This is a genomic window from Bradyrhizobium sp. CCGUVB14, from assembly GCF_024199935.1.
In the GTDB taxonomy this organism is placed as follows: Bacteria; Pseudomonadota; Alphaproteobacteria; order Rhizobiales; family Xanthobacteraceae; genus Bradyrhizobium.
This window is the reverse complement of the sequence record NZ_JANADS010000001.1, coordinates 2,782,706-2,809,567: the sequence shown is the minus strand read 5'-3', so window position 1 is coordinate 2,809,567 and position 26,862 is coordinate 2,782,706. Positions and strand designations below refer to the sequence as shown.

Annotated in this window: 23 protein-coding genes; 12 read left to right on the top strand and 11 right to left on the bottom strand. The window is 65.2% G+C overall.

Annotation, left to right across the window (positions count from 1 at the left end; translation table 11 throughout):
- The first annotated feature begins 80 nt into the window (after nt 1–80).
- Both NLM32_RS12920 and NLM32_RS12915 read left to right on the top strand, forming a co-directional pair.
- On the top strand, nt 81–2,468 hold the full coding sequence (locus NLM32_RS12920) for a phosphoketolase (RefSeq protein WP_254129352.1): 2,388 nt from the start codon (nt 81–83) through the stop codon (nt 2,466–2,468).
- 4 nt (nt 2,469–2,472) lie between these two features.
- Nucleotides 2,473–3,663 (top strand): acetate/propionate family kinase, encoded by a 1,191-nt coding sequence (locus NLM32_RS12915; protein WP_254129351.1) that lies wholly within the window; start codon nt 2,473–2,475, stop codon nt 3,661–3,663.
- Nucleotides 3,664–3,751: 88 nt separating this feature from the next.
- Here NLM32_RS12915 and NLM32_RS12910 read toward each other — a convergent pair whose 3' ends face one another.
- Nucleotides 3,752–4,591 (bottom strand): RMD1 family protein, encoded by an 840-nt coding sequence (locus NLM32_RS12910; RefSeq protein WP_254129350.1) that lies wholly within the window; start codon nt 4,589–4,591, stop codon nt 3,752–3,754.
- 302 nt (nt 4,592–4,893) lie between these two features.
- Between NLM32_RS12910 and NLM32_RS12905 the strand changes: the two genes are divergently transcribed.
- Together NLM32_RS12905 and NLM32_RS12900 are read left to right on the top strand one after the other, a co-directional pair.
- Entirely contained in the window at nt 4,894–5,469 is a 576-nt protein-coding gene (locus tag NLM32_RS12905) for a glycosyltransferase (RefSeq protein ID WP_254129349.1), read from the top strand.
- Nucleotides 5,470–5,531: 62 nt separating this feature from the next.
- Nucleotides 5,532–6,461, top strand: a complete 930-nt coding sequence (locus NLM32_RS12900) for a helix-turn-helix domain-containing GNAT family N-acetyltransferase (RefSeq protein ID WP_254129348.1) — start codon at nt 5,532–5,534, stop codon at nt 6,459–6,461.
- 175 nt (nt 6,462–6,636) lie between these two features.
- On the opposite strand, the gene moaB is transcribed toward NLM32_RS12900, so the two are convergent.
- Together moaB and NLM32_RS12890 are read right to left on the bottom strand one after the other, a co-directional pair.
- A complete protein-coding gene (moaB, locus tag NLM32_RS12895; RefSeq protein ID WP_234681812.1) occupies nt 6,637–7,200 on the bottom strand; it encodes a molybdenum cofactor biosynthesis protein B in 564 nt (187 codons plus the stop codon).
- Between the two features lie 152 nt (nt 7,201–7,352).
- On the bottom strand, nt 7,353–8,297 hold the full coding sequence (locus NLM32_RS12890; RefSeq protein WP_254129347.1) for a neutral zinc metallopeptidase: 945 nt from the start codon (nt 8,295–8,297) through the stop codon (nt 7,353–7,355).
- A gap of 208 nt (nt 8,298–8,505) precedes the next feature.
- On the opposite strand from NLM32_RS12890, the gene NLM32_RS12885 reads away from it, so the two are divergent.
- The 3 genes from NLM32_RS12885 (at nt 8,506) to NLM32_RS12875 (ending at nt 12,192) form a co-directional block, all read left to right on the top strand.
- Entirely contained in the window at nt 8,506–9,594 is a 1,089-nt protein-coding gene (locus tag NLM32_RS12885) for an IS5 family transposase (protein ID WP_254128493.1), read from the top strand.
- Between the two features lie 432 nt (nt 9,595–10,026).
- On the top strand, nt 10,027–11,157 hold the full coding sequence (locus NLM32_RS12880) for a site-specific DNA-methyltransferase (RefSeq protein ID WP_283045604.1): 1,131 nt from the start codon (nt 10,027–10,029) through the stop codon (nt 11,155–11,157).
- Between the two features lie 354 nt (nt 11,158–11,511).
- Nucleotides 11,512–12,192, top strand: coding sequence for a glutathione S-transferase family protein (locus NLM32_RS12875; RefSeq protein ID WP_254129345.1), 681 nt, complete (start codon nt 11,512–11,514; stop codon nt 12,190–12,192).
- A gap of 69 nt (nt 12,193–12,261) precedes the next feature.
- Here the strand turns inward: NLM32_RS12875 and NLM32_RS12870 are convergent, their stop codons facing one another.
- The 5 genes from NLM32_RS12870 to NLM32_RS12850 form a co-directional block, all read right to left on the bottom strand.
- On the bottom strand, nt 12,262–14,271 hold the full coding sequence (locus tag NLM32_RS12870; protein WP_254129344.1) for a methyl-accepting chemotaxis protein: 2,010 nt from the start codon (nt 14,269–14,271) through the stop codon (nt 12,262–12,264).
- A gap of 274 nt (nt 14,272–14,545) precedes the next feature.
- Entirely contained in the window at nt 14,546–17,089 is a 2,544-nt protein-coding gene (locus NLM32_RS12865) for an HWE histidine kinase domain-containing protein (protein WP_254129343.1), read from the bottom strand.
- Nucleotides 17,086–17,670, bottom strand: coding sequence for a biliverdin-producing heme oxygenase (locus NLM32_RS12860; protein ID WP_254129342.1), 585 nt, complete (start codon nt 17,668–17,670; stop codon nt 17,086–17,088). Before NLM32_RS12860 ends, NLM32_RS12865 begins: the two co-directional genes overlap by 4 nt.
- A gap of 127 nt (nt 17,671–17,797) precedes the next feature.
- Nucleotides 17,798–17,929, bottom strand: a complete 132-nt coding sequence (locus NLM32_RS12855; RefSeq protein ID WP_254135297.1) for a DUF1127 domain-containing protein — start codon at nt 17,927–17,929, stop codon at nt 17,798–17,800.
- A gap of 89 nt (nt 17,930–18,018) precedes the next feature.
- Nucleotides 18,019–18,462 carry a nuclear transport factor 2 family protein gene (locus tag NLM32_RS12850; protein ID WP_254129341.1) on the bottom strand — a complete coding sequence of 148 codons (444 nt, stop codon included), beginning with the start codon at nt 18,460–18,462 and terminating at the stop codon, nt 18,019–18,021.
- Nucleotides 18,463–18,553: 91 nt separating this feature from the next.
- Here NLM32_RS12850 and NLM32_RS12845 point away from each other — a divergent pair, with 91 nt between their 5' ends.
- Both NLM32_RS12845 and NLM32_RS12840 read left to right on the top strand, forming a co-directional pair.
- Nucleotides 18,554–19,468, top strand: coding sequence for a LysR family transcriptional regulator (locus tag NLM32_RS12845; RefSeq protein ID WP_254129340.1), 915 nt, complete (start codon nt 18,554–18,556; stop codon nt 19,466–19,468).
- A 55-nt stretch (nt 19,469–19,523) separates the two neighbouring features.
- Complete coding sequence (locus NLM32_RS12840; protein ID WP_254129339.1) at nt 19,524–20,258, top strand: FkbM family methyltransferase; 735 nt, start codon at nt 19,524–19,526, stop codon at nt 20,256–20,258.
- Nucleotides 20,259–20,299: 41 nt separating this feature from the next.
- On the opposite strand, the gene NLM32_RS12835 is transcribed toward NLM32_RS12840, so the two are convergent.
- On the bottom strand, nt 20,300–20,920 hold the full coding sequence (locus NLM32_RS12835) for a glutathione S-transferase family protein (RefSeq protein ID WP_254129338.1): 621 nt from the start codon (nt 20,918–20,920) through the stop codon (nt 20,300–20,302).
- Nucleotides 20,921–21,060: 140 nt separating this feature from the next.
- Between NLM32_RS12835 and NLM32_RS12830 the strand changes: the two genes are divergently transcribed.
- Nucleotides 21,061–22,338, top strand: a complete 1,278-nt coding sequence (locus NLM32_RS12830) for a flavin-dependent oxidoreductase (RefSeq protein WP_254129337.1) — start codon at nt 21,061–21,063, stop codon at nt 22,336–22,338.
- Nucleotides 22,339–22,596: 258 nt separating this feature from the next.
- Here the strand turns inward: NLM32_RS12830 and NLM32_RS12825 are convergent, their stop codons facing one another.
- Nucleotides 22,597–23,019 (bottom strand): PaaI family thioesterase, encoded by a 423-nt coding sequence (locus NLM32_RS12825; RefSeq protein ID WP_254129336.1) that lies wholly within the window; start codon nt 23,017–23,019, stop codon nt 22,597–22,599.
- A 252-nt stretch (nt 23,020–23,271) separates the two neighbouring features.
- Between NLM32_RS12825 and NLM32_RS12820 the strand changes: the two genes are divergently transcribed.
- Complete coding sequence (locus tag NLM32_RS12820) at nt 23,272–25,017, top strand: sensor domain-containing diguanylate cyclase (protein ID WP_254129335.1); 1,746 nt, start codon at nt 23,272–23,274, stop codon at nt 25,015–25,017.
- Between the two features lie 3 nt (nt 25,018–25,020).
- Here the strand turns inward: NLM32_RS12820 and mutY are convergent, their stop codons facing one another.
- Nucleotides 25,021–26,118 (bottom strand): A/G-specific adenine glycosylase, encoded by a 1,098-nt coding sequence (gene mutY, locus NLM32_RS12815; protein ID WP_254129334.1) that lies wholly within the window; start codon nt 26,116–26,118, stop codon nt 25,021–25,023.
- Nucleotides 26,119–26,241: 123 nt separating this feature from the next.
- Between mutY and NLM32_RS12810 the strand changes: the two genes are divergently transcribed.
- Nucleotides 26,242–26,733: a DUF721 domain-containing protein gene (locus tag NLM32_RS12810; protein WP_254129333.1), complete on the top strand. Its 492-nt coding sequence runs from the start codon at nt 26,242–26,244 to the stop codon at nt 26,731–26,733.
- Nucleotides 26,734–26,862 lie beyond the last annotated feature (129 nt).

Genomic DNA, 26,862 nt, shown 5'->3' with positions numbered 1-26,862 from the left:
GATGCGGGCAAGTATCAATTTTGGGATCGATCTCGCCGGAACTCGGTTGGTGACGATCCCGGGTGAAGGTCGTCAGGAATATGACAAATCAACAACAATCGTCCGCCGCGAGCAGCGACCTCGATCTGCTCGATCGCTACTGGCGTGCCGCGAACTATCTCTCCGTCGGGCAAATCTATCTGCTCGATAATCCGCTGCTGCGCGAGCCATTGCGGCCCGAGCACATCAAGCCGCGCCTGCTCGGCCATTGGGGCACGACGCCCGGACTGAACTTCATCTACGCCCACCTCAACCGCGTCATCCGCACGCAGGATCTCAGCGTGCTCTATGTCTGCGGTCCCGGCCATGGTGGCCCGGGCATGGTCGCCAACACCTATCTGGAAGGCAGCTACAGCGAGATCTATCCAAACATCCCGCGCGACGCGGACGGATTGCGAAAGCTCTTCAGGCAGTTCTCCTTTCCCGGTGGCATTCCGAGCCACGCGGCGCCGGAGACGCCGGGCTCGATCCACGAAGGCGGCGAGCTCGGCTACGCGCTGGTGCACGCCTATGGCGCGGCCTTCGACAATCCCGACCTCATCGTCGCCTGCGTCGTCGGCGATGGCGAGGCCGAGACCGGTCCGCTCGCGGCGTCCTGGCATTCCAACAAGTTCCTGAACCCAACCCATGACGGCGCGGTGCTGCCGATTCTCCACCTCAATGGCTACAAGATCGCCAATCCGACCGTGCTCGGCCGGATGCCCGACGGCGAAATCCGCGATCTCTTCCACGGGTTCGGCCACGAGCCGCTGTTCGTCGAGGGCGACGATCCCAAATTGATGCACCAGGCCATGGCGGACGCGCTCGACGTCGCGCTCGCCAGCATCCGCTCGATCCAGCAGCAGGCCCGCGACGGACGGACGAGCGTGGAGCGGCCGCGCTGGCCGATGATCGTGCTGCGCAGCCCGAAGGGCTGGACCGGCCCGAAGGAGGTCGACGGCAAGAAGGTCGAAGGGTTTTGGCGCGCGCATCAGGTGCCGGTCGCGAGCTGTCGCGAGAACCCGGCGCATCTGAAGATTCTCGAAGACTGGATGCGCAGCTACGAGCCGGAGAAGCTGTTCGACGCCAATGGCGCGCTGATCCCGGAGCTAAGGGCGATCGCGCCCGAAGGCAATCGCCGCATGGGCGCCAATCCCCATGCCAATGGCGGGCTGCTCAAGAAGGAGCTGAAGCTGCCGGACTTCCGCAGCTTTGCCGTCGACGTGCCGCAGCCAGGCTCCGTGACGGGCGAAGCAACGCGCGAGCTCGGCAAGTTCCTGCGCGATGTCATCCGCCTCAACGCCGAGGAGCGTAACTTCCGCCTGATGGGTCCGGACGAGACCGCGTCAAACCGGCTCGATGCGGTGTTCGACGCCACCGAACGGGTCTGGATGGAGCCGATCGAACCTTATGACGTGCATCTGGCGCAGGACGGCCGCGTGATGGAGGTCTTGAGCGAGCATCTCTGCCAGGGCTGGCTCGAGGGCTATCTGCTCACCGGACGCCACGGCTTCTTCTCCTGCTACGAGGCCTTCATCCACATCGTGGACTCCATGTTCAACCAGCACGCCAAATGGCTGAAGGTGACGCGGCATCTGCCGTGGCGGCGGCCGATCGCCTCGCTGAACTATCTCCTGACCTCGCATGTCTGGCGGCAGGATCACAACGGCTTCAGCCATCAGGATCCCGGCTTCGTCGATCTCGTCGCCAACAAGAAGGCCGACATCGTCCGCATCTACTTCCCGCCGGATGCCAACACGCTGCTGTGGATCGCCGACCACTGCCTGCGCACCTACAACCGCATCAACGTCATCGTCGCCGGCAAGCAGCCGGCGCCGCAATGGCTGTCGATGCAGGACGCAGCGACGCATTGCGATGCCGGCATCGGCATCTGGCCCTGGGCCGGTAACGAGGCCGCGAATGGCGAGCCCGATGTGGTGATGGCCTGCGCCGGCGACGTCCCGACACTCGAGACGCTCGCCGCCGTCGACCTGCTGCGCAAGGCACTCCCGGACCTGAAGATCCGCGTCGTCAACATCGTCGACCTGATGACGCTGCAGCCGAAGGAGCAGCATCCGCATGGCCTGAGCGATCGCGACTTCGACAGCCTGTTCACGCGCGATAAGCCTGTCATCTTCGCCTATCACGGCTATCCCTATCTGATCCACCGCCTCACCTATAACCGCACCAACCATGCCGGCATGCATGTGCGCGGCTTCGCCGAAGAAGGCACCACGACGACGCCGTTCGACATGGTCGTGCTCAACGGGCTCGACCGCTATCACCTCGCGATCGAGGCAATCGAGCGCGTGCCTGATCTCGCGACCAAGGCCGCGCATGTGAAACAGCGGTTCCGCGACGCGCTGATCGAGCATGCGCGTTACGTGCGCGAGCATGGCGAGGACATGCCCGTGATCCGCGACTGGGTCTGGCCGGGCAAGGCGCGGTGATCTGATGACGGCGTCGGTCCTCGTCCTCAACGCGGGCTCCTCGAGCATCAAGTTCGGCCTGTTCGAGATCTCGGGCAGCGAGCCTGCCCTGCTCTGCAAGGGCCTGCTCGACGAGCACGAGGCGAAGCCGCGGCTCGTGGCCAGCAGTCCATCGGGCGAGACGCTGTTCGAAAGGCAGAAAGAAGCGTCGGATATGGACGGTGGCCATCTGTTCGCGGACGTTATCGCCTTTATCGAGCACCGCTTTGGCGAAGGGTGCTTGCGCGGCGTGGGGCATCGCATCGTCCATGGCGGTCCGGATTACTCCGGCCCGATCGCGCTGACGGACGACGTCCATGCGAAGCTGGAAGCCCTGACACCGCTGGCGCCATTGCATCAACCCCGTTGCCTGGCACCGGTCCGCGCCCTCCGGGCGATCCGTCCCCCGCTCACGCAGATCGCGTGCTTTGACACGGCGTTTCATCACAGCATGACGCCACCCGCCAGCCGCTTCGCCATTCCTGGACGCTACGAGGCGCGCGGCCTCCGACGCTACGGCTTTCACGGGCTCTCGTTCGAATATGTCGCAGGCCGGCTCGCAGCGATCGCACCGGAGCTCGCCGCCGGGCGCACCGTCATCGCCCATCTCGGCAATGGCGCCAGCCTCTGCGCGTTGCGCAACGGCCGCAGCATCGACACCACGATGGGACTGACGCCGCTCGACGGCCTCGTGATGGGCACGCGCTCCGGCACCATCGATCCCGGCGTGCTGCTCTATCTGCTCCAGCACGAGAGGATGACCACCGGGGATTTGCAACATCTGCTCTATCACGAGTCCGGCCTGCTCGGCGTTTCCGGCATCTCTGCGGACATGCGCACGCTGCTGGCGAGCGGCGAGGCTTCGGCACGGGAAGCGGTCGATCTCTTCGCTTTCCGTGCCGCGCAGGAGGTCGCGATGATGGCGAACACGCTCGGTGGGCTCGACTGTCTCGTGTTCACGGGCGGCATCGGCGAGCACGCCACGGAGATTCGCAGCGCGATCAGCGAACGGCTCGCCTGGCTCGGCGTGCGCATCGATGCGGCCGCGAATGTCCAAGCGCGCGAGCGGATCAATGCCGGCGACAGCGCCGCGGATGTCTTCGTGATCCCGACCAACGAGGAACTGACGATCGCACGGCATTGCGTTGCGGTGCTGCAACGGCATTACCGCCCTTGAGCAAGCAAGCGTGGGAGGTTGTGGCCATCCTTCGAGACGCCCGCCTGGCGGGCTCCTCAGGATGAGGACTGAACTTGCGGCCCTAAGCTCAGTGAACCCCGGCAAAGATCTGGATGCAGCCGATCACCACTTCGATCACGATCAGCACCACCACCGCGATCTCGAGCCGGAGCGAGCGCTGGGTGTCGATGATGTCGGTCAGGGCATCGGCCGTTTCTGCGACGACCGTGAGCTTGCGCTCGAGCGTGTCGAGGCGTTCCTTCAGCTCGTACTCGTCTTCGAGACGCGCATAGAGGCGATCGAGCTGCGGTTTTTCCCAGAGCGCGTCGGGCTTTTCGGCCACCGCGACGCGGCCGGCGACGCGTTGCTGGACCAGCAGCGCATTGCCGATGAGCTGCAGGATGCCCCTGCGTCGCCGCGACGTCCGGCCTTTCTCGGCGAGCTCCCGCGCGAAGGGCTCGATGACGTCGAAGACCGCAGCGACGCGGCGTTCGTCGCGCGCCAGCGACGTGCTCTTGGCGAGCGCGTCCGCGATCAGCAGCAGCCGCTCGTCGGAAAATTTCGAGAGGTTGATCGGCCCGCCCGGCTGGATCGCCTCGGCATTTTCATCGTGGCAGAGCTGAGCCTGCGCGGTCTCCTCTTCGTGGGGGCTGAGCTCGCCCGTCACGCGGGACTTGAGACCGTCGAGCAGCACCTTCTCCTCCGAAGGCAGAAGGCCGATCAGCACCACGACGCCGTAGCGGAAGATCACGGCGAGGCCGCCGTGGACCCGGAAGGCAGCCGGCGTCGAGGAGACCGTCGGCCCGATCTCGAGCCCCGATGGATTGATGCGTTCGCCCAGCATTACGGCGCGGATCCGCAAGGTCGGCGCAGCGGCCGGCTTCGGCGATGCGAGTGTTGCGGCAACAGGAAGTTGATCGGCGTTCATTGGACTTGATCTCGTTCTGCGCAACGGCGGCTGCAGGTTTTTCCCATCCGCTCGGGAACAGCTGTCACCCACGATATCGGCAGAGAAACGCCCTGCTTAAAGCTCGCGAAACCGATATTCGCCGAAACATTCGGCAATTTGGCCCCCCGCGCACGACATATTCGGCTGCGCCGGGCCCGCGCAAGTTTACCATCGCACGCCGAGGGCACAGCCGAAAAGTTGCACTCGGCACCGCAGCGTGTTTATGACAACATCATAACGAGTTACGCTTCTCCCGAATTGCGGACATCGAAGTCTCAATCATGCTGAGCGTCATCATTCCGACCGAAGGCGTCGAGCAGACCGCGGTCGCAACTCTGGCCGCGCTGGTCCCTGGTGCCGCCGCGGGCATCATCAAGGAAGTCCTGCTGGTCGACGGCACAAGCAACGGCGTCATTGCGCGCGTTGCCGACGTCGCCGGCTGCCGTTTCGTCGATTGCGAGGGCTCGACGCAAGGCGCGGCGCTAGCCGCCGGCGCGCGCGAGGCCCGCTCGCCCTGGCTGATGTTCCTTCCCGCCGGCGCGGTGCTGGACACCGGCTGGATCGAGGAGACCACCCAGTTCATCCAGGCCGTCGCGGCCAGCGGCCGGGATCGTGCGGCCGTGTTCCGTTATGCCCGCTCGCCTTACGCCGATACCGGCTTCCGCGACGTCCTGTGGTCCGTGGCGCGCAAGCTGGTCGGCCCCCTCGGCGATCAGGGGCTTTTGATCGCGCGCGATCATTATGACCGGATCGGCGGCTACCCGCCCCAGGCCCGCCGGTCCGAGGCCCGGCTGCTCCGGCGGCTCGGCCGCTCCTCCCGGACGATGCTGCGCAGCCGGATCGTCATGGTCGCGTGAGGCCACCTAATACTTGCCAAAGTCAAATAATTATTTGACAATGGCAATTATTGAGGTGTCCCATGGCATTCGACGGTACCGACGACCAGATCGCAGCGGTTCGCGCCTTCAACCGCTTCTATACCCGCAAGCTCGGCGTGCTCGACCAGCATTTGGGAAACAGTCCGTTCTCGCTCAGCGAGGCCCGCGTGCTCTATGAGCTCGCAAATCGCGACGACCTTGCGGCCAAGGAGATCGGAACCGAGCTCGGTCTCGACCCCGGCTATCTCAGCCGCATCGTCCAAGGCTTTGACGAAAAGGGACTGATCACCCGGACGCCCCTGCCCGCGGATCGTAGGCAGTACCAGCTCAGCCTCACCGCCAAGGGCCGCCAGACCTTCGCCAAGCTGAGCCTGAGCTCGCAGAACGAGGTCGCCGCCATGCTGGCGCAGCTTTCCGCCGGCGATGCAACGCGACTGACGCAGGCGATGGCGACCATCGAGACCGTGCTGGAGCATCGTCGAGACCAGCCCGCTTCCGTCGTGCTGCGCAGCCATCGCGTCGGTGACATGGGCTGGGTCATCTCCAAGCAAGCGGCCGCCTATGCCGCGGACTACAATTGGGACATCAGCTACGAGGCGCTGATCGCCGAGATCTGTGCCCAGTTCATCAAGAACTACGATGCCGCACGCGAGCACTGCTGGATCGCGGAAGTCGGCGGCGAGCCGGTCGGCTCGGTCTTCCTGGTCAAGGCCACGGACGAGATCGCAAAGCTCCGCCTGTTGCAGGTGGAGAAGAAAGCGCGTGGGCTTGGTGTCGGCCGCGCGCTGGTCGAGCAATGCATGCAGGGCGCGCGCGAGCGGGGCTATCGCAGGATGACGCTGTGGACGCAGAGCATTCTGGTCGCCGCACGCGGCATCTACAAGAGCGCCGGCTTCGAGCTGGTCGCGACGAAGCCGCATCACAGTTTTGGGCACGATCTCATGGGCGAGACCTGGGAGCGGGATCTTTAGCCAAGTTTGGCGCGCTGCGCATGAATGCGCCCTCTCCCCTTGCGGGAGAGGGCATCTCCGCTCGAAGACACGAACGCATCAGGGTGAGGGGTATCTCTCCGGGCACTCCGTGCCGATAGATACCCCTCATCCGGCGCTTCGCGCCACCTTCTCCCGCAAGGGGAGAAGGAAGAAGTTACACCGTCGCGCCCTGTGCCTTTGGCCTGCGCAGGTGCTCGTCGAGCCGCGGCATGATCTCGACGAAATTGCAGGGGCGCGTGCGGTAGTCGAGCTGCGCCGCGAGGATGCCGTCCCAGCCGTCGCGGCAAGCGCCGGGCGAGCCCGGCAGGCAGAAAATGTAGGTCGCGCCGGTCACGCCCGCGGTGGCGCGGCTCTGGATCGTCGAGGTGCCGATCTTGGCGTGGCTCAGCATGTGGAAGGCGATCGAGAAACCATCCATCCGCTTCTCGAACAGCGGCTCGATCGCCTCCGGCGTGACGTCGCGCCCGGTGAAGCCGGTGCCGCCGGTGGTGATGACGACATCGACGCCGGCATCCGCAACCCAGCGGCGGATAACGGCGCGGATCGCCTCGACGTCATCGGTGACGATCTCGCGCGCAGCGAGATGATGGCCGGCTGCGGTGAGGCGATCGACCAGCGTCTGGCCGGACTTGTCGTCGGCGAGCGCACGCGTGTCGGAGACGGTGAGCACCGCGATGTTGAGCGGGATGAATTGCTTGGTTTCGTCGATGGAGGCCATTGCTCATTCCTCTCGTGTCCCGGACGCGCTGCAGCGTGAAACGCTGCTGCGCAGCGCCGGGACCCATTGTGAGAGACGCGAGCACCGGCATTGTGGGCCCCGGCTCTGCAGCGCATCACTTCGTGCTGCGCAGCGTCCGGGGCACGTGACCACTACGGCCCGCCGCCGCCGAACGTGTTGCAGGCCTGCAGCGTGCCCTGCTGATAGCCGGTCATGAACCACTGCTTGCGCTGCGCGGCCGAGCCGTGGGTGAAGGAGTCGGGCACGACGCGCCCCGTGGCCTGACGCTGCAGCGTATCGTCGCCGATCGCGCTCGCCGTGGTCAGAGCGGCGTCGATGTCGCCGGCTTCGAGGAAGTTCGGGCGCTTCTTCGCCTCGCGATTGACCCAGACGCCGGACAGACAGTCGGCCTGCAATTCGACCTTCACCTGGAGCGCATTGGCCTCGGCCTTGCTGCCGGCCTGCTGCTGCAGTCGCGTCACCTTCGGAATGATGCCGAGCAGGTTCTGGATGTGATGGCCGGCCTCATGCGCGATGATGTAGGCGGTGGTGAAATTGCACGCGGACTGGCCCGAGCAGCCGCGGAAGCGCGTCTCGACCTCGCGGAAGAACGCGGTGTCGAGGAAGATGGTGCGGTCCGGTGGGCAGTAGAACGGCCCCATCGCCGACTCCGCGCGGCCGCAGCGGCCGCCATTGGTGGCGTTGCGGAACAGCACGACCTTCGGGCCGGTGTAGGATTGGCCGCTGGCCTGGAAGATCTCGCTCCAGCGATCGTCGATCTCGCCGAGGATGCCGGAGATCATGCTGCCCATCTCGTCGGTCGGCGCGCCGCGCTTGGCCTGGGACGACGGACGGTCGGTCTGGTAGCTCGGCGCCTGGCCGCCACCGGTGAGGATCTCGGCGCCGCCGATCAGGATGCGCGGATCGATGCCGAAGGCATAGCCGACCAGGCCGAGCACGATGATGGTGCCGATGCCAAGGCCGCCACCGCCCATCGGCAGGCCGAACCCGCCGCCGCCGCCACCGCCGAACCCTCCGCCACTGTCGTCGCGACGATCCTCGACGTCGTCGCTGCGGCGAAAATCATCGTAGCGCATGGTGGGCTTCCCTCAGGTCGACGATTGCATGGCGTGGGCGCGCGGAAACGCGAAAACCTCAACGCGCCACATACGTAAAATTTCCATTGCGTTAATCAATATCCCGCTCGGCAATTATTGCCTAGCAGGCTGCTGAAAAAGTCGCTTCGCGCGACGCGCGGATTGTGATTCCCTGCATTTGCTTGATTCCTTGGGGCTGGGGATTGCGATGCGCGGGGCAGATCAGCGGTCGGAAGGCATATTCAGCTACGTGCGATTGGAGCAGCGTGTTCCGGCGGATCATCCGCTGCGTGCGATCCGCGACCTGGTCGACGCTGCGCTGAAAGAGTTGTCGCGCGATTTTAGCAGGCTTTACTCGCGCGAAGGTCGGCCGTCGATCCCGCCGGAGCGGCTTTTGCGAGCGCTGCTGCTGCAAGCCTTCTATACGGTGCGTTCGGAACGGCAGTTGATGGAGCAGCTCGACTATAATCTGCTGTTTCGCTGGTTCGTCGGTCTTTCGATGGATGACGCGGTGTGGAATCCGACCGTGTTCTGCAAGAACAGGGATCGGCTGCTCGACGGCGACATCGCCGCCAAGTTCTTCGTCGCCGTGCTGAACCTGCCGCAGGTGCGAGGACTGCTGTCCAGCGAGCACTTTTCGGTTGACGGTACGCTGATCGAGGCCTGGGCCAGCATGAAGAGCTTCGTGCCGAAGGACGCTGGCGATCCGCCCGCGGGAAAGGATCGCGGCTCCCGCAATGCCGAGCGCGACTTCCATGGCGAGAAGCGCAAGAACGCCACGCATTCCTCGACGACGGACCCCGACGCCCGCCTGTTCCGCAAGGGTGCTGGCAAGGAGGCCAAGCTCTGCCACATGGGGCATCTGATGACGGAGAATCGCAACGGACTCATCGTCGATGCGCGGTTGACCGAGGCCAACGGCACCGCCGAGCGCGCGACTGCGCTCGACATGATCGAGGACAATGCCCGGCCCGGTAGCACGGTCGGCGGCGACAAGAACTACGACACTGCCGACTTCGTCGCCGGCTGCCGCGAGCGCGGCTGCACGCCGCATGTCTCGCAGAACGACACCAACCGCCGCTCGGCGATCGACGCGCGCACCACCCGCCATCCCGGCTATCGGATCAGCACCATCAAACGCAAGCTGATCGAGGAGCCGTTCGGGTGGATCAAGACGGTTGGCGGCCTGCGCAAGACGCGCCATCGCGGCCGCGGCCTGGTCGAGTGGTTCTTCGTGTTCACCGCCGCAGCCTACAACCTCGTTCGCATCCCAAAGCTGCTGGCCGCGACGGGATGAATCCGTCTGGAGCGTCAAAAATGAGCCACCAACCCCACCTATACAGCGCATGCGGAGCTCATCGAGGCCCATCGCTGGCTTCGTTTTCAAGCCGCATATTACGAAAATCATCATCCAAGGCATCTTTTTCAGCAGCCTGCTAGTGCGACAGCGTGCGACGCCAGCAATTTTTTCCGAGGGCCGAGCATTTTTTTCCGAGAGAAATTTGGAGTCTTTTGCAGCTCCAGCCACTCCCGCAACGCGAAGAAACGCGAAACACACTGCAAAACACGGCAAATGCGCGCAGCGACCCGCGCGCAACGCGCGATGTCCGACCTGCTCACGAAAGCAGCGCGTTAAGTCGACTTTTACTTTGCCGCTTCATTGTAACGGTCAGTCGGTTGTTTGGTCCCGCGTCGCCGACAGCGTCGCCTGAGTCAGAGTTCTTGAGTCATGGTAGTGTCGCGTCGCGGGGCGTCTGCAAAGGCGCCCCGCACAAATTTTGAGTCCGCTTCGCACAGCATCATTCTCGGTGATTGCGTCGCCGAGATGTCGAAGCTTCAGGCTGGTTCGGTCGACCTCGTGTTCGCCGATCCGCCCTACAATCTCCAGCTCAAGGGCGATCTCAAGCGCCCCGACGAGTCCCACGTTGACGCCGTCAACGACGACTGGGACAAGTTCGATTCATTCTCCGCCTATGACGATTTCACCCGCGCCTGGCTGCTGGCCGCGCGCCGCGCGATGAAGCCGTCGGCGACGATCTGGGTGATCGGCTCCTATCACAACATCTTCCGCGTCGGCGCGATCATGCAGGACCTCGGCTTCTGGCTCCTGAACGACATCGTCTGGCGCAAGACCAACCCGATGCCGAATTTCCGCGGCCGCCGTTTCACCAACGCGCACGAGACCATGATCTGGGCCGCGCGCGATGAAAAGGCCAAGGGCTACACCTTCAACTACGAAGCGCTGAAGGCGGCCAACGAGGATGTGCAGGCGCGCTCCGACTGGCTGATCCCGCTGTGCACCGGCGAGGAACGCCTCAAGGGCGCCGACGGCAAGAAAGTGCATCCGACGCAGAAGCCGGAAGGCCTGCTCGCGCGCGTGCTGCTGTCGTCCTCGAAGCCCGGCGATCTCGTCATCGATCCCTTCAACGGCACCGGCACCACCGGCGCCGTCGCCAAGCGCCTCGGCCGCTCCTATATCGGCTTCGAACGCGACAAGACCTACGCCAAGGCCGCTGCAGCCCGCATCGCCGCGGTCGAGCCGCTGCCGGAAGAGAGCCTCGCCCCGTTCATGACGGCGCGCGAAGCCCCGCGCGTGGCGTTCTCCGAGCTGATCGAGCGCGGCATGATCATGCCCGGCACGAAACTGTTCGACTCCAAGAAGAAGCTCGGCGCGCTGGTCCGCGCCGACGGCGCCATCATGTTCGGCGACAAGGTCGGCTCGATCCACCGCATGGGCGCGGTGGCGCAGGGCGCGCAGGCCTGCAACGGCTGGACCTTCTGGCATGTCGAGACCAAGAAGGGTCTCAAGCTGATCGACGAACTCCGCGCCGAGATCCGCGCCGGCATGGCCGCGGAATAGCCGCTTCCGATCATTCGGTCTCGTAGGGTGGGCAAAGGCGCGAAGCGCCGTGCCCACCACCTCTCTCATGCTTGATGGAATTCGTGGGCACGCTTCCGCCGTCGCTCTTCGAGCTATGGCGGACAAGTCGCTTTGCCCACCCTACGGCACCTGCGCCGTGGCCTCTACGGCAACCGTCGGCCTTTGTTACGCCGGCCGGTCTGCGCGGCGCGCAGATACCGCACGGCAATCTCGCCGGTTGCCCTCCCTGCGAAAATTCAGGCATGAGAAGGCCGCCGCGCGGCAATGATGCTGCGTCCGCTCTCGACGACTAACCGCGTTCGCTGTTGACCACCAACACTGGAGAGACGCCAGATGCTCAAATTCTATTTCAACGGGTCGCCGAACCCGACCAAGGTCGCGCTGTTCCTCGAGGAGGCCGGCCTGGCCTACGAGCCCGTGAAGGTCGACACCCGCAAGGGCGAGCAGTTCACGCCGGACTATCTGAAGATCAATCCGAATGCCAAGGTGCCGGCGATCGACGACAACGGCACGATCGTTTTCGATTCCAACGCCATCCTGCTCCATCTCGCCGAGAAGACCGGACAATTCCTCCCGGCGAACCGCGCCGAATTGCTGTCCTGGCTGATGTTCGTGGCCACCGGCGTCGGCCCGTATTCGGGCCAGGCCGTGCACTTCAAGCATTTTGCGCCGAAGGACCAGAACCACGACTACGCCCACAACCGCTACCAGTACGAGACCGACCGCCACTACAAGATTCTCGACGGTCACCTCGCGGGGCGCAAATACATGGTCGGCGACAGCTATTCGATCGTCGACATGGCGCTGTGGGGCTGGGCGCGGATGGTGCCGTTCAAGCTCGGCGACGACGCCTTCGCGCGCTACCCGAACGTGAAGCGGCTGATCGACGAGATCTCGGCACGGCCGGCCGCCGGTCGCGCGATCGCGCTGAAGGACAAGTTCACCTTCAAGGCCGAGATGGACGACGAAGCCCGCCGCAACATGTTCGGGCATATGACGACGAAGGTGGCCTGAGCACAACTTGCCACGATGAAAGGCCACGCGCATGCGCGTGGCCTTGTGCTTTGGACTTCCGGATCATGCTCAGGCGGCGTGGACCGAGCTCAGGAATTTTGCGACTTCCTGCTTCAGCCGGCTGCTGTCCGCCGACAGCGAGCGGGCCGCCGAGAGCACCTGCGACGACGCCGAGCCGGTGTCGGAGGCGCCGCGCTGGACGTCGCCGATATTGGTCGAGACGCGCTGGGTGCCGTGCGCGGCCTGCTGGACGTTGCGGGAGATCTCCTGCGTCGCCGCGCCCTGCTCCTCCACGGCGGCGGCAACCGTCGACGAGATTTCCGACAACCGCTCGATGGTGCCGCTGATCTCCCTGATGGAGCCGACCGACTCTTCCGTCGCGGCCTGGATGCCGGAGACCTGCTGGGCGATCTCGCCGGTAGCCTTCGCGGTCTGCTCGGCCAGCGCCTTCACTTCGGAAGCGACGACGGCGAAGCCGCGGCCGGCTTCGCCGGCGCGCGCCGCCTCGATGGTGGCATTCAGCGCCAGCAGATTGGTCTGGCCGGCAATGGTGCTGATCAGCTCGACCACGTCGCCGATGCGCGCGGCGGCCTTGGAGAGCTCGCCGACGCGGGCGTTGGTCTTAGTCGCCTGCCCCACGGCTTCGCCGGCGATGCGGGCGGACTCCTGCACCTGACGCGCGATCTCGCTCACCGAGGACGACAGCTGCTCGGTGGCGGACGCGACGGCCTGGACGTTGGCGGTGGCTTCCTGCGAGGCGGAAGCGACTTCGGTCGACAGATCCTGGGCGCGCGTCGCCGTCGCCGTCAGCGTGCCGGCGGAGGCCTCGAGCTCGTTCGATGCCGACGACACGGTGTCGACGATCTCGCCGACCGCCTGCTCGAACTGGTCGGCCAGCCGGACCATGTCCTTCTTGCGGTCCTCGGCCTGCCGCGCCTCGATCTCGGTCTGCTCGTGACGCATCCGCTCGGTGTCGATCATGTTGTCCTTGAACACCTGGATCGCCTTGGCCATGTCGCCGATCTCGTCCGCCTTGCCGCGCGAGGGGATCTCGACCGCGAGATCGCCGCCGGCGAGCAGCCCCATCGCCCGCGTCATCGAGGTCAGCGGCCCGACGATGCTGCGAGCGATCAGGACGGCCACGATCAATCCGAACAGGGTGGCCACGCCACCGACGATCTCCTGCATGGAGGTCGTGCCGTCGATCGTGGCTTCGGCCTGGCTGCGCGACTCCTTGTAGTCCTTCTTCAGCGCAGTTTCGGCGACCTTGAGCTTGGCGATGCTGTCGACGATGAGCGGCGCGAGGCTCTTGTGGTAGATCTCGTCGGCCTGGAGCATCGCGGCCGAGGTGGTCTCGAACGCGGATTTGTAGATTCCGAGCGAGGACTTCACGGGCGCGAGCGTGGCGCGCAGCTCCGTCGCCTGCGGGCTCTTTTCGAGCGCCGAGAGCCGCTGCGACGCCCTGTCCACATTGGTCCTGAAGTTGGCGGGCCCCTTGGTGTCGCGCAGGGCCAGGAAGCGCCAGTTCGCGATCTGAACGAGCAGCAGCCGGGATTCGAGGTCGGCGACGAGGGACGCGGTGTCCTCGTCGACGGCCGCGCGCGCCACGTCGGAGAGCTTGTTCATCTTGACGGTCAGCTCGTCGCCGCTCGGCAGCAGCGTGGCCTTGCCGGTCCGCGCCTCGTTGACGGCGTCGCCGAGATTGTCACGCAACGTCTTCATCTTCGCGATGTCGGCGATCAGATCGCTGTAGAGCCTGCGCCGTTCCTCCGAGAGCGTCCCCTTGGCGCCGACCTGGAGCAGCTCGGTCGCCGCGGCCTCCCGTTCCGACGCCTCGCGCATCGCGGATTCGTTGGCGTCGTAGATGTAGCGCAGATTGGCGCGCTGGATGGCCTGGAGATGGGTCGAGATCTCCAGCACCCGCGCGGTGCTGTCCGAGAACGCCGAAGCCTTGGCAACCTGGTCCTGCACGGACCGCAAATTCCAGATGGCCACCACCGCCATCACGAGACCAACCACGACCAGTGCCATGAAGCCGGCATAGAGACGGCCCCTGATCCGCAAACGAAAGCTCGGCATTCCCACTTCCACCCGGATGCATGTGAATTCAGGCGGACGCACAACTCCGGCGATCGTCACGGCCACCCCAGCAGCCGCGCGTCACCTCTCCGGCGACTCACGCTGCACCGCGATACAATGCGGGACACTTCTTAATTGAACCTTCTGATTTTTCGCGCATGTCTCCGAAGCCACGCATAAAACCTGCTGATATTAGCGGCAGCTGCGCACGGATTTGGCGCACGGCCCGCATGCGTATGCAGATCACTGCAAACGGCGCGGCGATGGGCGCGTGTCAGACCGTCGCCTGCTGCAATTTGCCGAGCGCGTGCTCGACCACTTCCAGCGTGTAGGGCTTCTGCACCACCGGCGCCGAGGCCAGATCGACCGGGATCGGTGCGCGCTCGCCATAGCCGGTCGCGAAGATGAAGGGCACGCCGATCTCCTTCAGCTTCATCGCCACCTTGATGCTGCTCTCGTTGCCGAGGTTGAGATCAAGCAGCGCAAAGTCCGGGCGGGTGCGCTCGATCGCGCGCAGCGCCTGGTCGACGCTCGCTGCCGTGTCGACATGTCGCGCCCCCAGGTCCAGCAGGATGACCTCCGCCGCCATGGCGATGATGAGGTTGTCCTCGACGATGAGGGCCGTGTCGGAAATGCGGGGGCGGGCGGGCTGTTGTTCCTCGACGCGCATTTTGGCTCCTGCGATTGATGGCACCAGCTCGACAAAATTTGGCGGGATGACGAACCTCGCCTGGACCCCCAGCAGATCGAAGCGGATTTCGGCTTCGCCCTTGAGATCGAACGGCACAGACCGCTCGATGATGGTGGTGCCAAAACCGCGGCGCGACGGCGGCTGCACCGGCGGGCCGCCGCTCTCCTTCCATTCGATCTCGAGGCTCGAATTCGGGTCGACCCGCCACACCACCTCGACCTGGCCGGTGGAATCGGCGAGCGCGCCGTATTTGGCGGAATTGGTCATCATCTCGTGGACGACGAGCGCCAGCGTCGCGAAGGCCTTGGGATCGAGCGCCACGTCCGGTCCACCGATCTTCACGCGGTCCGCACGCGAGCCGAGATAGGCGCCGGCCTCGGATTCGAGCAGCGTGCGCAACGCCACCGGCGCCCAGTTCAGATTGGTGATCTGGTCATGGGCGCGCGCCAGCGCCTGGATGCGGCCGCCGAGCACGCTGGCGAATTCGTCGACGCTTTTGGCGGTGTCCTTGCTCTGCGCCACCAGCGCACGGACGAGGCTCAGGATGTTGCGGACGCGATGATTGAGCTCGGCAATCATCAGCTCCTGCCGCTCCTGCGCACCGCGGCGCTCGCGGGCGGCGAGGTCGGAGAGTTGCAGGATCACCTCGAGCAGGGTCACGCGCAGGCTCTCGGCGATGCGGATGTCCGCCGCCGACCACGGCTTCGACTGGCCCGCGACCGTTTCCTGCCACAGCTCGAAGCTCTTGCGCGGCGTCAGGCGCGGCCCGTTCGGGCCTTCCTCATAGACCTTCTCGGGCGCGCCCGCCCAGGTCACCGAGCGCAACACCTCGCGGCGGAAGAAGATCAGGCAGTCGCGCGGGGTGCGCGAGATCGGAATGGCGAGGAAGCCGGCGGCACGATCGCGAAACACCTCGCCGGCCGCATAGAGCTTTGCAATCTCCGCACTGGCGCAGATGCGGCCCGGCGAGGTGCGGTTGATGAAAGTGACGAGTTCCTTGACCTCGTCCTCGGTCGGCGTCTCGCCGTCGAGCGTGATCTTGTTGTCGGACCAGATCGCCACGCCGTCACAGGCGATCATCCTGCGGTAATCGCCGACGAAGTCGACGATGGCGCGCCGGCTGTGCTCGTGGGTCGCAGCGGTCTCGATCAACCGTTCCTGGATCTTCTGGGCGCTGGCCTCGTAGGCCACGTCGCCCTCGCGCTCGCGCCCCTCCACGATCCAGGAGAACATCTGCCCGAACAGCTCGGAGGCCGTGCGCTTCTCGAACGAAATGTAGTGCGGCGAGTAATGATGGCAGGCGAACAGGCCCCAGAGCTTGCCGTCGCGCAGGATCGAGACCGACATCGAGGCGCCGACGCCCATGTTGCGTAAGTATTCGACGTGGATCGGCGACACCGAGCGCAGCACGCTCATGGAGAGATCGAGCAGCCCCGCATTGTGCGTGGCCGTCGACACCAGCGCCGCCGGCTTCGCATTGATGTCCGCGATGATGCGCAGCCAGTTGCGCTGATAGAGGATGCGGGCCTGCTTGGGGATGTCGGAGGCCGGATAGTGCAGGCCGAGAAACTTTTCGAGGCCCGTCTCCGCGGCCTCCGCGATCACCTCGCCCGACCCGTCCGGATGGAACTGGTAGACCATGACGCGGTCGAAGCCGGTCAGCACCTTGAGCTGGCGCGCCGCCTCGCGGGCAAGCTCGGTCATGCCGCGGGTCTTGCGGATCCGCTCCAGCATCAGCCGCACGAGCTCGCCGGAATTCACGTCCGCCTCGATGACGCTGGGCTCGGCCTCGACGACGAGATAGGCGCCGGAGAAATGGATCGAGAGATCGTAGAGCGGCTTGCCGGGCTGGATCTCGACGCCGAACACGCGCTCGGTCGAATCAGGACCGCCGAGCTGGTCGACGCGGCTGCGGATGGTCTCGATCGCGGCTTCCGAAAAGACGCTGGCCAAGGGCCGCTGCAAGAGGTCGGTGACGTCGGCGCCGAGAAAGCTGCCGGCATTGTCCGAGGCCATGCAGATGGTGAAGTCGGACAGCAGCGTGAGCAGGAAGCCGAACGGCTGCACGCTGCCGGGAATGTGGATCGGCTCGCGATCGCAATTGGTGAGATTGACCGCCTCGTTCATGCGCGATCCGCCGCCTGCTCGAATGCGGCAAACGCGCTGCGCGCCGCTTCGATCGCCTCGTCCTCGTCGCAGCTATGTTCGCTCGCAAGCTTCGCCAGAAAACTCTGCCAGAGTCGTTTTCCCGCACCATGGTCGAGATAGGCCGTGGCCGCGGCCATGCGGGGATCGGCCGCATCCGCGACCGCTTTCAGCAGGAATTTGGCGCCGAGCCGGGAGCCTTCCAGCACATACATGGTACCGATCAGGCCGCTGGGCGTCAGCGGCGGCACCGACACGGTGGCGCGCGCCTCGCCGCCGAGCCGGTCGAGGTCCGCGGCGATCGCGGCGCTGCGTGCGCGCTCGGGCCAGTCCGTAAACAGCCTCGCGACCCCGCCTTCCACAAGCCCCGCTTCGAGCGGCAGCAGCGCGCCGGCGCTGGCCTGAAGAAAGCGGCGATAGCCGGCGAAGACGGTGAGATCGAATGCGGACATCTGCGCATCCAGCTCGCGATGCGCGGCCGCAGTCGCATCTCTCAATCGTTCGCGAAGTCCGGGAAAGTTGTGCCCCACACGAGTTGAAACGTCCAAAGCCCCGGCCAGCATGAAATTCCCGAACGCGCGCAATGCCGGAGCGCGATTGCTCCGGAACTGTGCAAACGTTGGCGGGAACCCAAAGGTTCCCGCCAATGGTCGAAAAAATGGAGGCGAGGCCATGCGCCCCGCCCCCCCTTTATTTTCGCCGCCGCGGTTTATGGAGCTCGTACTCGATCTCCGCCCGGGTCATCCCGCAGTCTTGCAGGTCCCGCTCGGTCATGGCGGCGAGCTGAACCCGGTCCCGCGACCGCTCCCGACGGGCTTGCATGATCTTGACCAGGGCCCGCCAGGCCCGCGCGACAATCGCCCGCCATGACGGACCGCACCGACCGGCGGACGCGACGCCACTCACTGAGCTCAGCTCGCGGCCCTCACCGGCGTCTGCGGAAACGGTCCGAGCGCCTTCTCGGTCAGGACCGAGTCGCAGTACTCGCGGATCTCCTTGATCTTGCCGTTCTCGATCCGAAACACCAGGCAATAGTCGTTGTCGTAGCGGACGCCCTCGGGCGTGATGTTATCGCCCTTGGCCTCCACCACGACGATGTCGCCGTCGGCGATGAAGCGCTCGGCGACCGTGCGCGTCCGGTCGCGCAAGCGGGTGCGCACATAGCCGTGCAGATCGTTGAGGATCTCGTCCTTACCTGTGAACGTGCGCGACCAGGAATACTGGCCGGTCACGATCCATTTTGCGTCGTCGGCAAGGCTCGCGGTGAACAGCGAACGGTCGCGCACAGCCGGGTCGGGGCTGGCGGCGGCGGCGAAAATATCCTGCATCAATTTCTTGTTGGCGCTCGCGCTCATGGCGGCATCTCCGTTTGGTGGCAACACGGAGAGCATCGCCGCTCGACGGTAATTCTTCAAATCGATAGCGAATATGATATCTATTCACCTCATGAATTTGAATTCGCTCGATCTCAATCTATTGACCGCGCTCGACGCGCTGCTGCGCGAGGCCAATGTCAGCCGCGCCGCCATGCGGATCGGGCTGTCGCAGCCGGCCACGAGCCACGCGCTGCAACGCCTGCGCGACATCTTCGGCGATCCGCTGCTGGTGCGCACCGGCGCGCGGATGGAGCTGACGCCGCGGGCGCAAGCGCTGCGCGCGCCGCTGGCGCAGGCGCTCGACCAGGTGCGCGGGCTGTTCGTGCCCGACGAGTTCGACGCGGCACGCAGCGAGCGGGCATTCCGCCTGATGATGCCGGATCTCGCGGTCGAGCTTCTGATGCCGCCACTGATGGAGAAGGTCACTCGCCTTGCGCCCAACGTCCGCATCGACGTCGTGCCGTGGCGGGGATCGGCGATCTTCCATGCGGACTTCGCCCGCACCATCGACCTCGTCATTTCGATCGGCAACGCCTTCAAGGGCTTTCACCGCCAGTTGCTCTACACCGACATCGACGCGCTGGCGGTGCGACGCGGCCATCCGATGGCGGCGAAGTTGAAGCGACGCGAGACATTCCTGGCGGCGCGCCATGTCGGCGTGATCATCCGCGGCGCCAGCGAGGATCTGATCGACATCTGGCTTCGTACCAAGGGCATCGAGCGGCATATTTCGCTGGTGGTGTCAGGCTATCTCGAAGCGCTCCACGTCGCCGCGCGCACCGACCTGGTCGCCTTCGTGCCGCGCCGGCTGATCGCGGCACTGTCGAAACAGCTCGGCCTCGTCACGGTGACGCCGCCGCTTGATCCAGGGATCGACGAGCAGTTCCTGTTCTATCCAACGCGGGCGCAGATGGACCCGGGCTCGATCTGGCTACGGCGGCTGATGCTGGAGACGGGACGGGAGCTGGAGAAAGGCAAGCGATAGGCACCAAAGCGACGTCGCAGGTCGCTCGACTTGATACGAGCCCTCAGTGCCTTTAATGAGCCAGCCACAGGAACCGAAGGGGATCAACAGCATGCTGGGCCCGCACCAACCACTTGGATGGTTGATCCGTCTTCCGTTCAAGCTGGTTTCGCCATCGTCCGTCATGCGGGTGCTCAGCGGGCCGAACCGGGGTCTGAAATGGGTCGCGGGGGCCGGCAACCAGAGTTGCTGGCTCGGCACCTACGAAAGCGACCATGCCAGGGCGATCGCCGCCCGCGTGAAACCGGGCATAACGGTTTTTGATGTCGGCGCACACGCCGGATATTACACCCTGATGCTTTCCAGGCTTGTTGGACCACAAGGCCGTGTCCTTGCGTTCGAAGCAAACTCCGCCAACGCGACGAAGCTCCGCAAACATCTGGATCTCAATAACATCAAGAACGCCGAAGTCATCGAGGCAGCGGTCACCGATCGGGTCGGAGAGACCTTCTTTCATGCCAACGAGGGAGCCAGCGCCTACGGTTACATGGGGAAGATTTCGGGATCGGGCACGCCTGTCAGGACAGTGCGGCTCGACGATTTTCCCACTCCGGACCTGATCAAGATGGATATCGAGGGCGCCGAGACGCTGGCTCTCACGGGCGCGGCGCGGCTCTTGTCCGAGCACAGGAGCGCGATCTTCCTGGCCCTGCACGACGGCGCCTTCGAACAGGCGCCGTCCATCTTGAAGCAGCATGGTTACCGGATCGAGCCGGCCGGAGAGCGCGAATTATGGGCCACTCCGACCTAGCTTCGTAAGACCCGGTCAGCCGGCCTGCTAGCTCCAAGCTCTCACGCCTTCTGCGCGTCCATCACCTTGCGCACGGCGGGGCGGTCCGACATGCGCTTGAAGTGATCGGCGATCTTCGGCGTGGCATTGATGTCGACGCTGTCGCCCTCCAGCCAGTGCGAAAGCGTGTGGAGGTAGGGATCGCAGACCGTGAACTGGTCGCCCATCACCCACGGCCCCTTGAACATCTTCTGCTCGATCAGCTTGAAGCAGGCCCCCATGGTCTCCGGAACCTTCGCCTTCATGTCGGCGAACGAGCTCTCGTGCGTCGCCCAGCGCGCGCCACGCATCTTGTGGGCATGGTTGATGTGCGCGGTCGAGCAGAGATAGGAGTTGAACGATTGCACCTGGGCGAAGTCGAAGGGATCGTCGAGCGGCGCGAGCTTCGCCTTGGGGAAGGTCTGCGCGATGTAGGCCAGCATCGCCGGCGTCTCGGTGAGGACGCCGCGATCGGTCACCAGCGCCGGCACGCGGCCCTTGGGATTGATCGCGAGGTACTCCGGGCTGTTCTGCTGGTTGTCCTTGAAGCTCAGCCGTTCAGCCGTGTAGTCGGCGCCGGCCTCCTCCAGGGTCATGTAGGTGGCGAGCGCGCAGGTGCCGGTGGCGTAGTAGAGCTTGAGCATGTCGGACCTCATGGGAAAATTGGAAACTAACGGCTGCGGGCCGCCAGGTCCATAGCGCGCGTTCTCGGCGCTCCTGCTCTTCGCAGTTGCCCACCGCGGCCCGGCTATGCCAAGACGCCCGCAGTCGGAGGGGTTTGGTCATGACGGTACTCATCGCCGGCGGCGGCATCGGCGGGTTGACGCTTGCGCTCAGCCTGCATGGAATCGGCGTTCCCGTGAAAGTGTTCGAGAGCGTCGCGGAACTGAAGCCGCTCGGCGTCGGCATCAACGTGCTGCCGCATGCGGTGCGCGAGCTGATCGAGCTCGGGCTGATGGACAAGCTCGACGCCAGCGGCGTGCGCACCCGCGAACTCGCTTATTTCTCCAAGCACGGCAAGCCGATCTGGAGCGAGCCGCGCGGGCTGGAAGCCGGCTACAAATGGCCGCAGTTCTCGATCCATCGCGGCACGCTCCAGCAACTCCTGCTCGACACGGCGGTCGAGCGGCTCGGTCGCGACAACATTCTGACCAGCCATCATCTGACCGGCTGGACCGAGACGGGGGGCGGCATCCGCGCCGACTTCATCGACCGGGCCACCGGCAAGGCCGCAGGCTCCTATGATGGCGCGATCATGATCGCCGCCGACGGCATCCATTCCGCCGCGCGAGAAAAGCTCTATCCGCAGGAGGGCCCGCCGATCTGGAACGGCCGCATCCTCTGGCGCGGCGTGACGCCGGCAAAGGCCTTTCTCAGCGGCCGCACCATGATCATGGCCGGCCACGAGATCCTGAAATTCGTCTGCTACCCGATCTCGAAGGAGCCGGATGCCGCGGGCGATCATCTGATCAACTGGGTCGCCGAGCGCCACATGCCGCCGACCTATCAGTGGCGCCGCGAGGACTATAACCGCACCGCGCGGCTGGACGAGTTCCTGCCCTGGTTCGAGAGCTGGCAGTTCGACTGGCTCGACGTGCCCGGCCTGATCAGGAACTGCCCGCACGCCTACGAATATCCGCTGGTCGACCGCGATCCGGTCTCGCAATGGACCTTTGGCAAGGTCACGCTGATGGGCGATGCCGCGCATCCGATGTACCCGATCGGCTCGAACGGCGCCTCGCAGGCGATCCTCGATGCCCGCACCATCACCCGCGAGATCCTGGCGCATGGTCCGACCACCGCGGCGCTGCTCGCCTATGAAGCCGAGCGGCGGCCCGCGACCACCGACCTCGTGCTGCTCAACCGCAAGAACGGCCCCGAACAGGTGATGCAGCTCGTCGAGGAGCGCGCGCCGGATGGCTACGATGTCGTCACCGACGTGCTGTCGCAGAAGGAGCTGGAAGACATCGCCGCGAACTACAAGCGCGTTGCGGGCTTCCAGGTCGAGGCGCTGAACGCGAAGCCGCCGATCGTGAGCAAGGACGCGCGGGCAAAGGTGTGAGCTTTCGCTCGTCCCAAGATGCGCATTGATGCGCCCTCTCCCCTTGCGGGAGAGGGCAGCGCCGCTGGCGGATGCAAACTCACTTCGGTGAGGGGTTGTCTCCGCGTGTTCAACTCTCAATTTGAATTCGCGGAGAGATACCCCTCATCCGGCGCCGTAGCCGAAGCTTCGCTTCGGCGTTCTTAAGAACGGCGACCGAAGGCCGCCTATGCCACCTTCTCCCGCAAGGGGAGAAGGAAAGTCGAGTACGCGGCTAGCTTATTTGCCCACCACCCTCGCCGCTTCCAACAACCGCTCGCTGGCACTCGCCGTCGCCAGCACCGTGCCATCCTCCGCCATCAGCTTGGCCTCGACGAATGCAATCGTCTTGCCGAGCTGCGTCACCTGCGCCTCGCCGATAATCGGCCCTGGCCTTGCAGGGCTGAGAAAATTCACGGTCATGCTGATGGTCGTGGTGTAGAGCCGGCCCTCGCTCATCACGAGCACCGCAGGGCCCATCGTGTCGTCCAGCATGGCGGAGAGCAGGCCGCCCTGGATGAAGCCGGCGGGATTGCAGAACTCGGGCTTGCCGTCAAAGCCGAGCTTGATCCAGCCGTCCTCGGGGCGTGCATCGAGCAGGCGCCATCCGAGCAGCTCGGCGCAGGGCGGTCTCTTGAAGTTGTCGAGCGCGGTCTTGACCATGCGAACCTCCGTGACCGTCGAGACCTAGCGTAGACCTGCTGACACCATCATGGCAGCAGGCGATCCGCCGCAGCACAAAACTCCCGGAGAATTACGGAAAACTGTACGAATTCAGGGCATTGCGCGCCCGATTAAGCCCGCTTCAACCAACCGGTTTCACGACCGATTCAATACGATCCAATTGGGCAATCGGCCGGTAAGCGGTTGGAAGTTACGACATGGCATGAGCGACGGTGACACCGGAGCCTTTCCATGCGGACTTTCCTTCAACGGATCACAGACCACCTGCACGCGATCGAAGATCGACTGACGGTGCGGACGCAGATCGCTGCGGCCGTCGCTGCCATGTCCATCGTGCTCGTGGGCACGCTCGCCGCAGGCGCCGCACTGATCAGTTATAAGCGCACCGCCGCGCTGGTCGAGAACAGCCTGGCCGGAATTGCATCGACCACATCCGGCCGACTCGACCGTTTCATGGCGACGCGCCAGCAGGAGATGAAGCTGTTCGCCGAGCTGCAGCCGATGCAGCATCTGTGGCAGGGCAATCCCGACGAATTGCGCAGCGCGCTCGAGGCGCTCCAGCATTCCTTCGATTTCGCCTGGATCGGCTTTGCCGATATCGACGGCAACGTCGTCGCCTCGACCGGCGGCCTGCTGCAAGGCAAATCCGTGACCGCGCGCCCCTGGTTCAAGCAGGGTCTTGAAAAGATCGCCGTCAGCGACGTGCACGAGGCGATCCTGCTGGCCTCGCTGCTGACGCAGCGCGCCAACAACGAGCCTTATCGTTTCGTCGATATCGCCGTGCCGGTGCGCGATGCCTCCGGCAAGGTGCTCGGCGTGCTCGGCGGACATCTGGACTGGACCTGGGCCAGCAACCTGATCAAGGACGCCGAAGCCAACGACGGCAATACCGACACGCGGCTGACGATCCTGAGCAAGGGCGGCATGGTGCTGGTCGGTCCGCAGAAGGAAACCATCCGCTACGGCGGCGACCAACTCGCCGACATTCTGAAGGCGCGCGACGGTACCTTCCGCGAGACGGCGGACGGACAGCAGATGCTGACGGCGTTCCACGTCGGCCACGGCTACCGCGACTACCAGGGCCTGAACTGGATCGTCACCGCAAGCCAGCCCGCGAGCGTGGCGCTCGCCGCCGCGATGTCGTCAGCGCAAACGATCCTGGCGATCGGCGGGGTCACCGCCCTGATCGCGCTGTCGCTGGCCGTACTGGTTTCGCGCCGGATTGCAGGCCCGATCATCGCGCTGACGCAGGAGGCGGACCGTATCGGCCGCGCCCATGGCCCGACCATGCTGGCGCGGCAGAGCGGCTCGGTGGAGGTCGTCCAGCTCTCGCGTGCGCTGCGTTCGCTGCTGCGCCGCATCGGTCATGCCGAGGAACGCACCAAGGAAGCCGAGCTGCGCGCCACCGAAAATGCGATGCAGCTCCAGGAGGACATGCTGAAGCTGCGCCATCTCGCCGACACCGATTTCATGACCGGCCTGATGAACCGCCGCTCCTTCCTCGCCGTCGCCGAAGACGCGGTCGCGTTCAGCCGCCGCTACAAGCGCAACATGGCGACCTTGATGATCGACATCGATCATTTCAAGAAGATCAACGACACCTACGGCCATGCCGCCGGCGACGACGCCATCAAGCGTGTCGCCGAGATCGTCAGCCAGTCGATCCGGACCACTGACAAGGCGGCCCGCTTCGGCGGCGAGGAGTTCGTGGTGCTGTTGCGCGAAATCGACCAGGAGACTGCGATCCTGCTCGCCGACCGCATCAGGTCCTCGATCGCGAGCACCACGGTGCGCCATGGCGACACCGTCATCCCCCTCACCGTCTCGGTCGGGCTTGCACTGTTCGACGAAGCCGACCGCGACGTGCAGGACGTCATCGAGCGCGCCGACCAGGGCCTCTATGTGGCCAAGAAAACGGGACGCAACCGCACATTCCTGATGCCGGCGGAGGACCAACGCGCCGCGCGCGCCGCCTGAGCCTCAGTCCAGCGCGTGCGCGATCACCTTGCGCATGACGTTGGGCAGCGCCTCGTCGGCGAGCGTCGCGATCGGCACCCAGCGCATGCCTTCGGGCGCGCGCGTGCGCGCCTCCGCCTTCGCGGTGTAGACCACGAGCTCCAGCGGGAAATGCGTGAAGACGTGGGTGACCACGCCGACCTTACGCTGCCAGCGCGACAGCCCTTTCAATTCCGGCGCCTGCTGTTTTGCCGCCGTGTCCTCCTGGCCGGCGCGCCAGTCGGAGCCCGGCACCTCGGTCATCCCACCAAGAAGACCCTTCTCGGGCCTCGAGCGGACCAGCAGCTCGTCACCGCGCGTGACGACGAAAGCGGCCCCACGCCGCAGCGTTCCGCTCTTCTTCGGCGCCTTGCGTGGAAACGTCTCCTGCGTGCCCTGCGCACGCGCCGTGCAATCCTCATTAAGCGGACACAGCGAGCAGGCCGGCTTCTTCGGTGTGCAGATCGAGGCGCCGAGATCCATCAAGGCTTGCGCGCTATCGCCGGCGCGGGAATTGGCCAGCAGCGTTGCCGCCAGCTGCTGGATCAGCGGTTTTGCCTGCGGCAGCTCCTCCTCGACCGCGTACAGGCGCGACACCACGCGCTCGATATTGCCGTCGACCGGCATGGTGTGGCGGTCGAACGCGATCGCCGCGATCGCCGCGGCCGTGTAGGGCCCGATGCCCGGAAGCGCACGCAGCCCCTCTTCCGTATCGGGAAAAACACCACCGTGCTCGCGCGTCACCGCCACCGCACAGGCATAGAGATTGCGTGCGCGCGAATAATAGCCGAGCCCGGCCCACATCCGCAGCACATCATCCTGCGAGGCGTTCCCCAACGCCGTGACATCCGGCCAGCGCGCGACGAATTTTTCGAAGTAAGGCCCGACCGCCTTCACGGTGGTCTGCTGGAGCATGATCTCCGACAGCCAGACACGGTAGGGATCCGACGTCTCCCCCGGCGCGGCGCGCCACGGTAATCGGCGGCGATGGCGGTCGTACCAGGCGAGCAACGCGATCGGCCGCGATGACGCGACCGGCTGCGTTGGTTCCGACTTGGCCTTGAGGGCAGATTTCGGGCTCATGCGGTTACTGTAGCGGCCTCACTCCAATCTCTCCACGTCATGCCCGCGCCCGTCGCGGGCATCCACGTCTTTCTTCACGGCGACAGAGCCTGTGGCTCACGCGCCGGAGTGCTATAAGGGCCCATGGCCAAATTCCCTCCCAAACCCGGCCCCATCAGCGCCAAGCCGCTCGGGATCCTGCTCAACGACGTCTTTGCCGAGGCCTATGCCAAGCAGGGTTTTGCCGCGCGCGAGCTGGTGACGCGGTGGGAGCAGATTGCGGGACCCGAGATCGCCGCCCATGCCGAGCCGCTCAAGATGCAATGGCCGCGGCCGGTCGAGGGCCAGCCGCAGGAGCCGGCGACGCTGGTGTTGCGGGTCGAGGGCCCGATGGCGCTGGAAATCCAGCACTCGGCCGACGTGATCCTGGAGCGGGTGAACCGCTTCTTCGGCTGGAGCGCGGTCGGCAAGCTCGCCTTCCGCCAGGCCCCCCTGTCGCGTGCCCGCCGCCCGGCCCGGCCCGCCCCGCCGGACCCCAAGGCCGTCGCCAAGGTGGCGGAGAGCCTGGGGGATATCGAAGATGAAGAACTGAAGACGGCGCTGGCGCGGCTCGGGGCCGCCATCAAGCGAAATTGAGCCTCATTTCGCGGCCAATCTGGACCCGTCCCTGCCGCTCGCCATTGCCTCAAACCACGTTTCAAGCTAGCGACAGGCCGCCCGGGAACCCTGATGGGAGCTCAGGGCGCGAGACCACGCCAATTCGGG

What these genes read in the sequence shown, in the direction of transcription:
- NLM32_RS12915 (WP_254129351.1), top strand. Translation starts at nt 2,473, where the DNA reads ATGACGGCGTCGGTCCTCGTCCTCAACGCGGGCTCCTCGAGCATCAAG.
- NLM32_RS12870 (WP_254129344.1), bottom strand. Translation starts at nt 14,271, where the DNA reads ATGCCGAGCTTTCGTTTGCGGATCAGGGGCCGTCTCTATGCCGGCTTC.
- NLM32_RS12910 (WP_254129350.1), bottom strand. Translation starts at nt 4,591, where the DNA reads ATGAACGCCGATCAACTTCCTGTTGCCGCAACACTCGCATCGCCGAAG.
- NLM32_RS12820 (WP_254129335.1), top strand. Translation starts at nt 23,272, where the DNA reads ATGCGGACTTTCCTTCAACGGATCACAGACCACCTGCACGCGATCGAA.
- NLM32_RS12875 (WP_254129345.1), top strand. Translation starts at nt 11,512, where the DNA reads ATGCTCAAATTCTATTTCAACGGGTCGCCGAACCCGACCAAGGTCGCG.
- NLM32_RS12840 (WP_254129339.1), top strand. Translation starts at nt 19,524, where the DNA reads ATGAGCCAGCCACAGGAACCGAAGGGGATCAACAGCATGCTGGGCCCG.
- mutY (WP_254129334.1), bottom strand. Translation starts at nt 26,118, where the DNA reads ATGAGCCCGAAATCTGCCCTCAAGGCCAAGTCGGAACCAACGCAGCCG.
- NLM32_RS12830 (WP_254129337.1), top strand. Translation starts at nt 21,061, where the DNA reads ATGACGGTACTCATCGCCGGCGGCGGCATCGGCGGGTTGACGCTTGCG.
- NLM32_RS12920 (WP_254129352.1), top strand. Translation starts at nt 81, where the DNA reads ATGACAAATCAACAACAATCGTCCGCCGCGAGCAGCGACCTCGATCTG.
- NLM32_RS12810 (WP_254129333.1), top strand. Translation starts at nt 26,242, where the DNA reads ATGGCCAAATTCCCTCCCAAACCCGGCCCCATCAGCGCCAAGCCGCTC.
- NLM32_RS12880 (WP_283045604.1), top strand. Translation starts at nt 10,027, where the DNA reads ATGGTAGTGTCGCGTCGCGGGGCGTCTGCAAAGGCGCCCCGCACAAAT.
- NLM32_RS12860 (WP_254129342.1), bottom strand. Translation starts at nt 17,670, where the DNA reads ATGCTGGCCGGGGCTTTGGACGTTTCAACTCGTGTGGGGCACAACTTT.
- NLM32_RS12825 (WP_254129336.1), bottom strand. Translation starts at nt 23,019, where the DNA reads ATGGTCAAGACCGCGCTCGACAACTTCAAGAGACCGCCCTGCGCCGAG.
- NLM32_RS12905 (WP_254129349.1), top strand. Translation starts at nt 4,894, where the DNA reads ATGCTGAGCGTCATCATTCCGACCGAAGGCGTCGAGCAGACCGCGGTC.
- NLM32_RS12900 (WP_254129348.1), top strand. Translation starts at nt 5,532, where the DNA reads ATGGCATTCGACGGTACCGACGACCAGATCGCAGCGGTTCGCGCCTTC.
- NLM32_RS12845 (WP_254129340.1), top strand. Translation starts at nt 18,554, where the DNA reads ATGAATTTGAATTCGCTCGATCTCAATCTATTGACCGCGCTCGACGCG.
- NLM32_RS12890 (WP_254129347.1), bottom strand. Translation starts at nt 8,297, where the DNA reads ATGCGCTACGATGATTTTCGCCGCAGCGACGACGTCGAGGATCGTCGC.
- NLM32_RS12835 (WP_254129338.1), bottom strand. Translation starts at nt 20,920, where the DNA reads ATGCTCAAGCTCTACTACGCCACCGGCACCTGCGCGCTCGCCACCTAC.
- NLM32_RS12865 (WP_254129343.1), bottom strand. Translation starts at nt 17,089, where the DNA reads ATGAACGAGGCGGTCAATCTCACCAATTGCGATCGCGAGCCGATCCAC.
- NLM32_RS12885 (WP_254128493.1), top strand. Translation starts at nt 8,506, where the DNA reads ATGCGCGGGGCAGATCAGCGGTCGGAAGGCATATTCAGCTACGTGCGA.
- NLM32_RS12850 (WP_254129341.1), bottom strand. Translation starts at nt 18,462, where the DNA reads ATGAGCGCGAGCGCCAACAAGAAATTGATGCAGGATATTTTCGCCGCC.
- NLM32_RS12855 (WP_254135297.1), bottom strand. Translation starts at nt 17,929, where the DNA reads ATGCAAGCCCGTCGGGAGCGGTCGCGGGACCGGGTTCAGCTCGCCGCC.
- moaB (WP_234681812.1), bottom strand. Translation starts at nt 7,200, where the DNA reads ATGGCCTCCATCGACGAAACCAAGCAATTCATCCCGCTCAACATCGCG.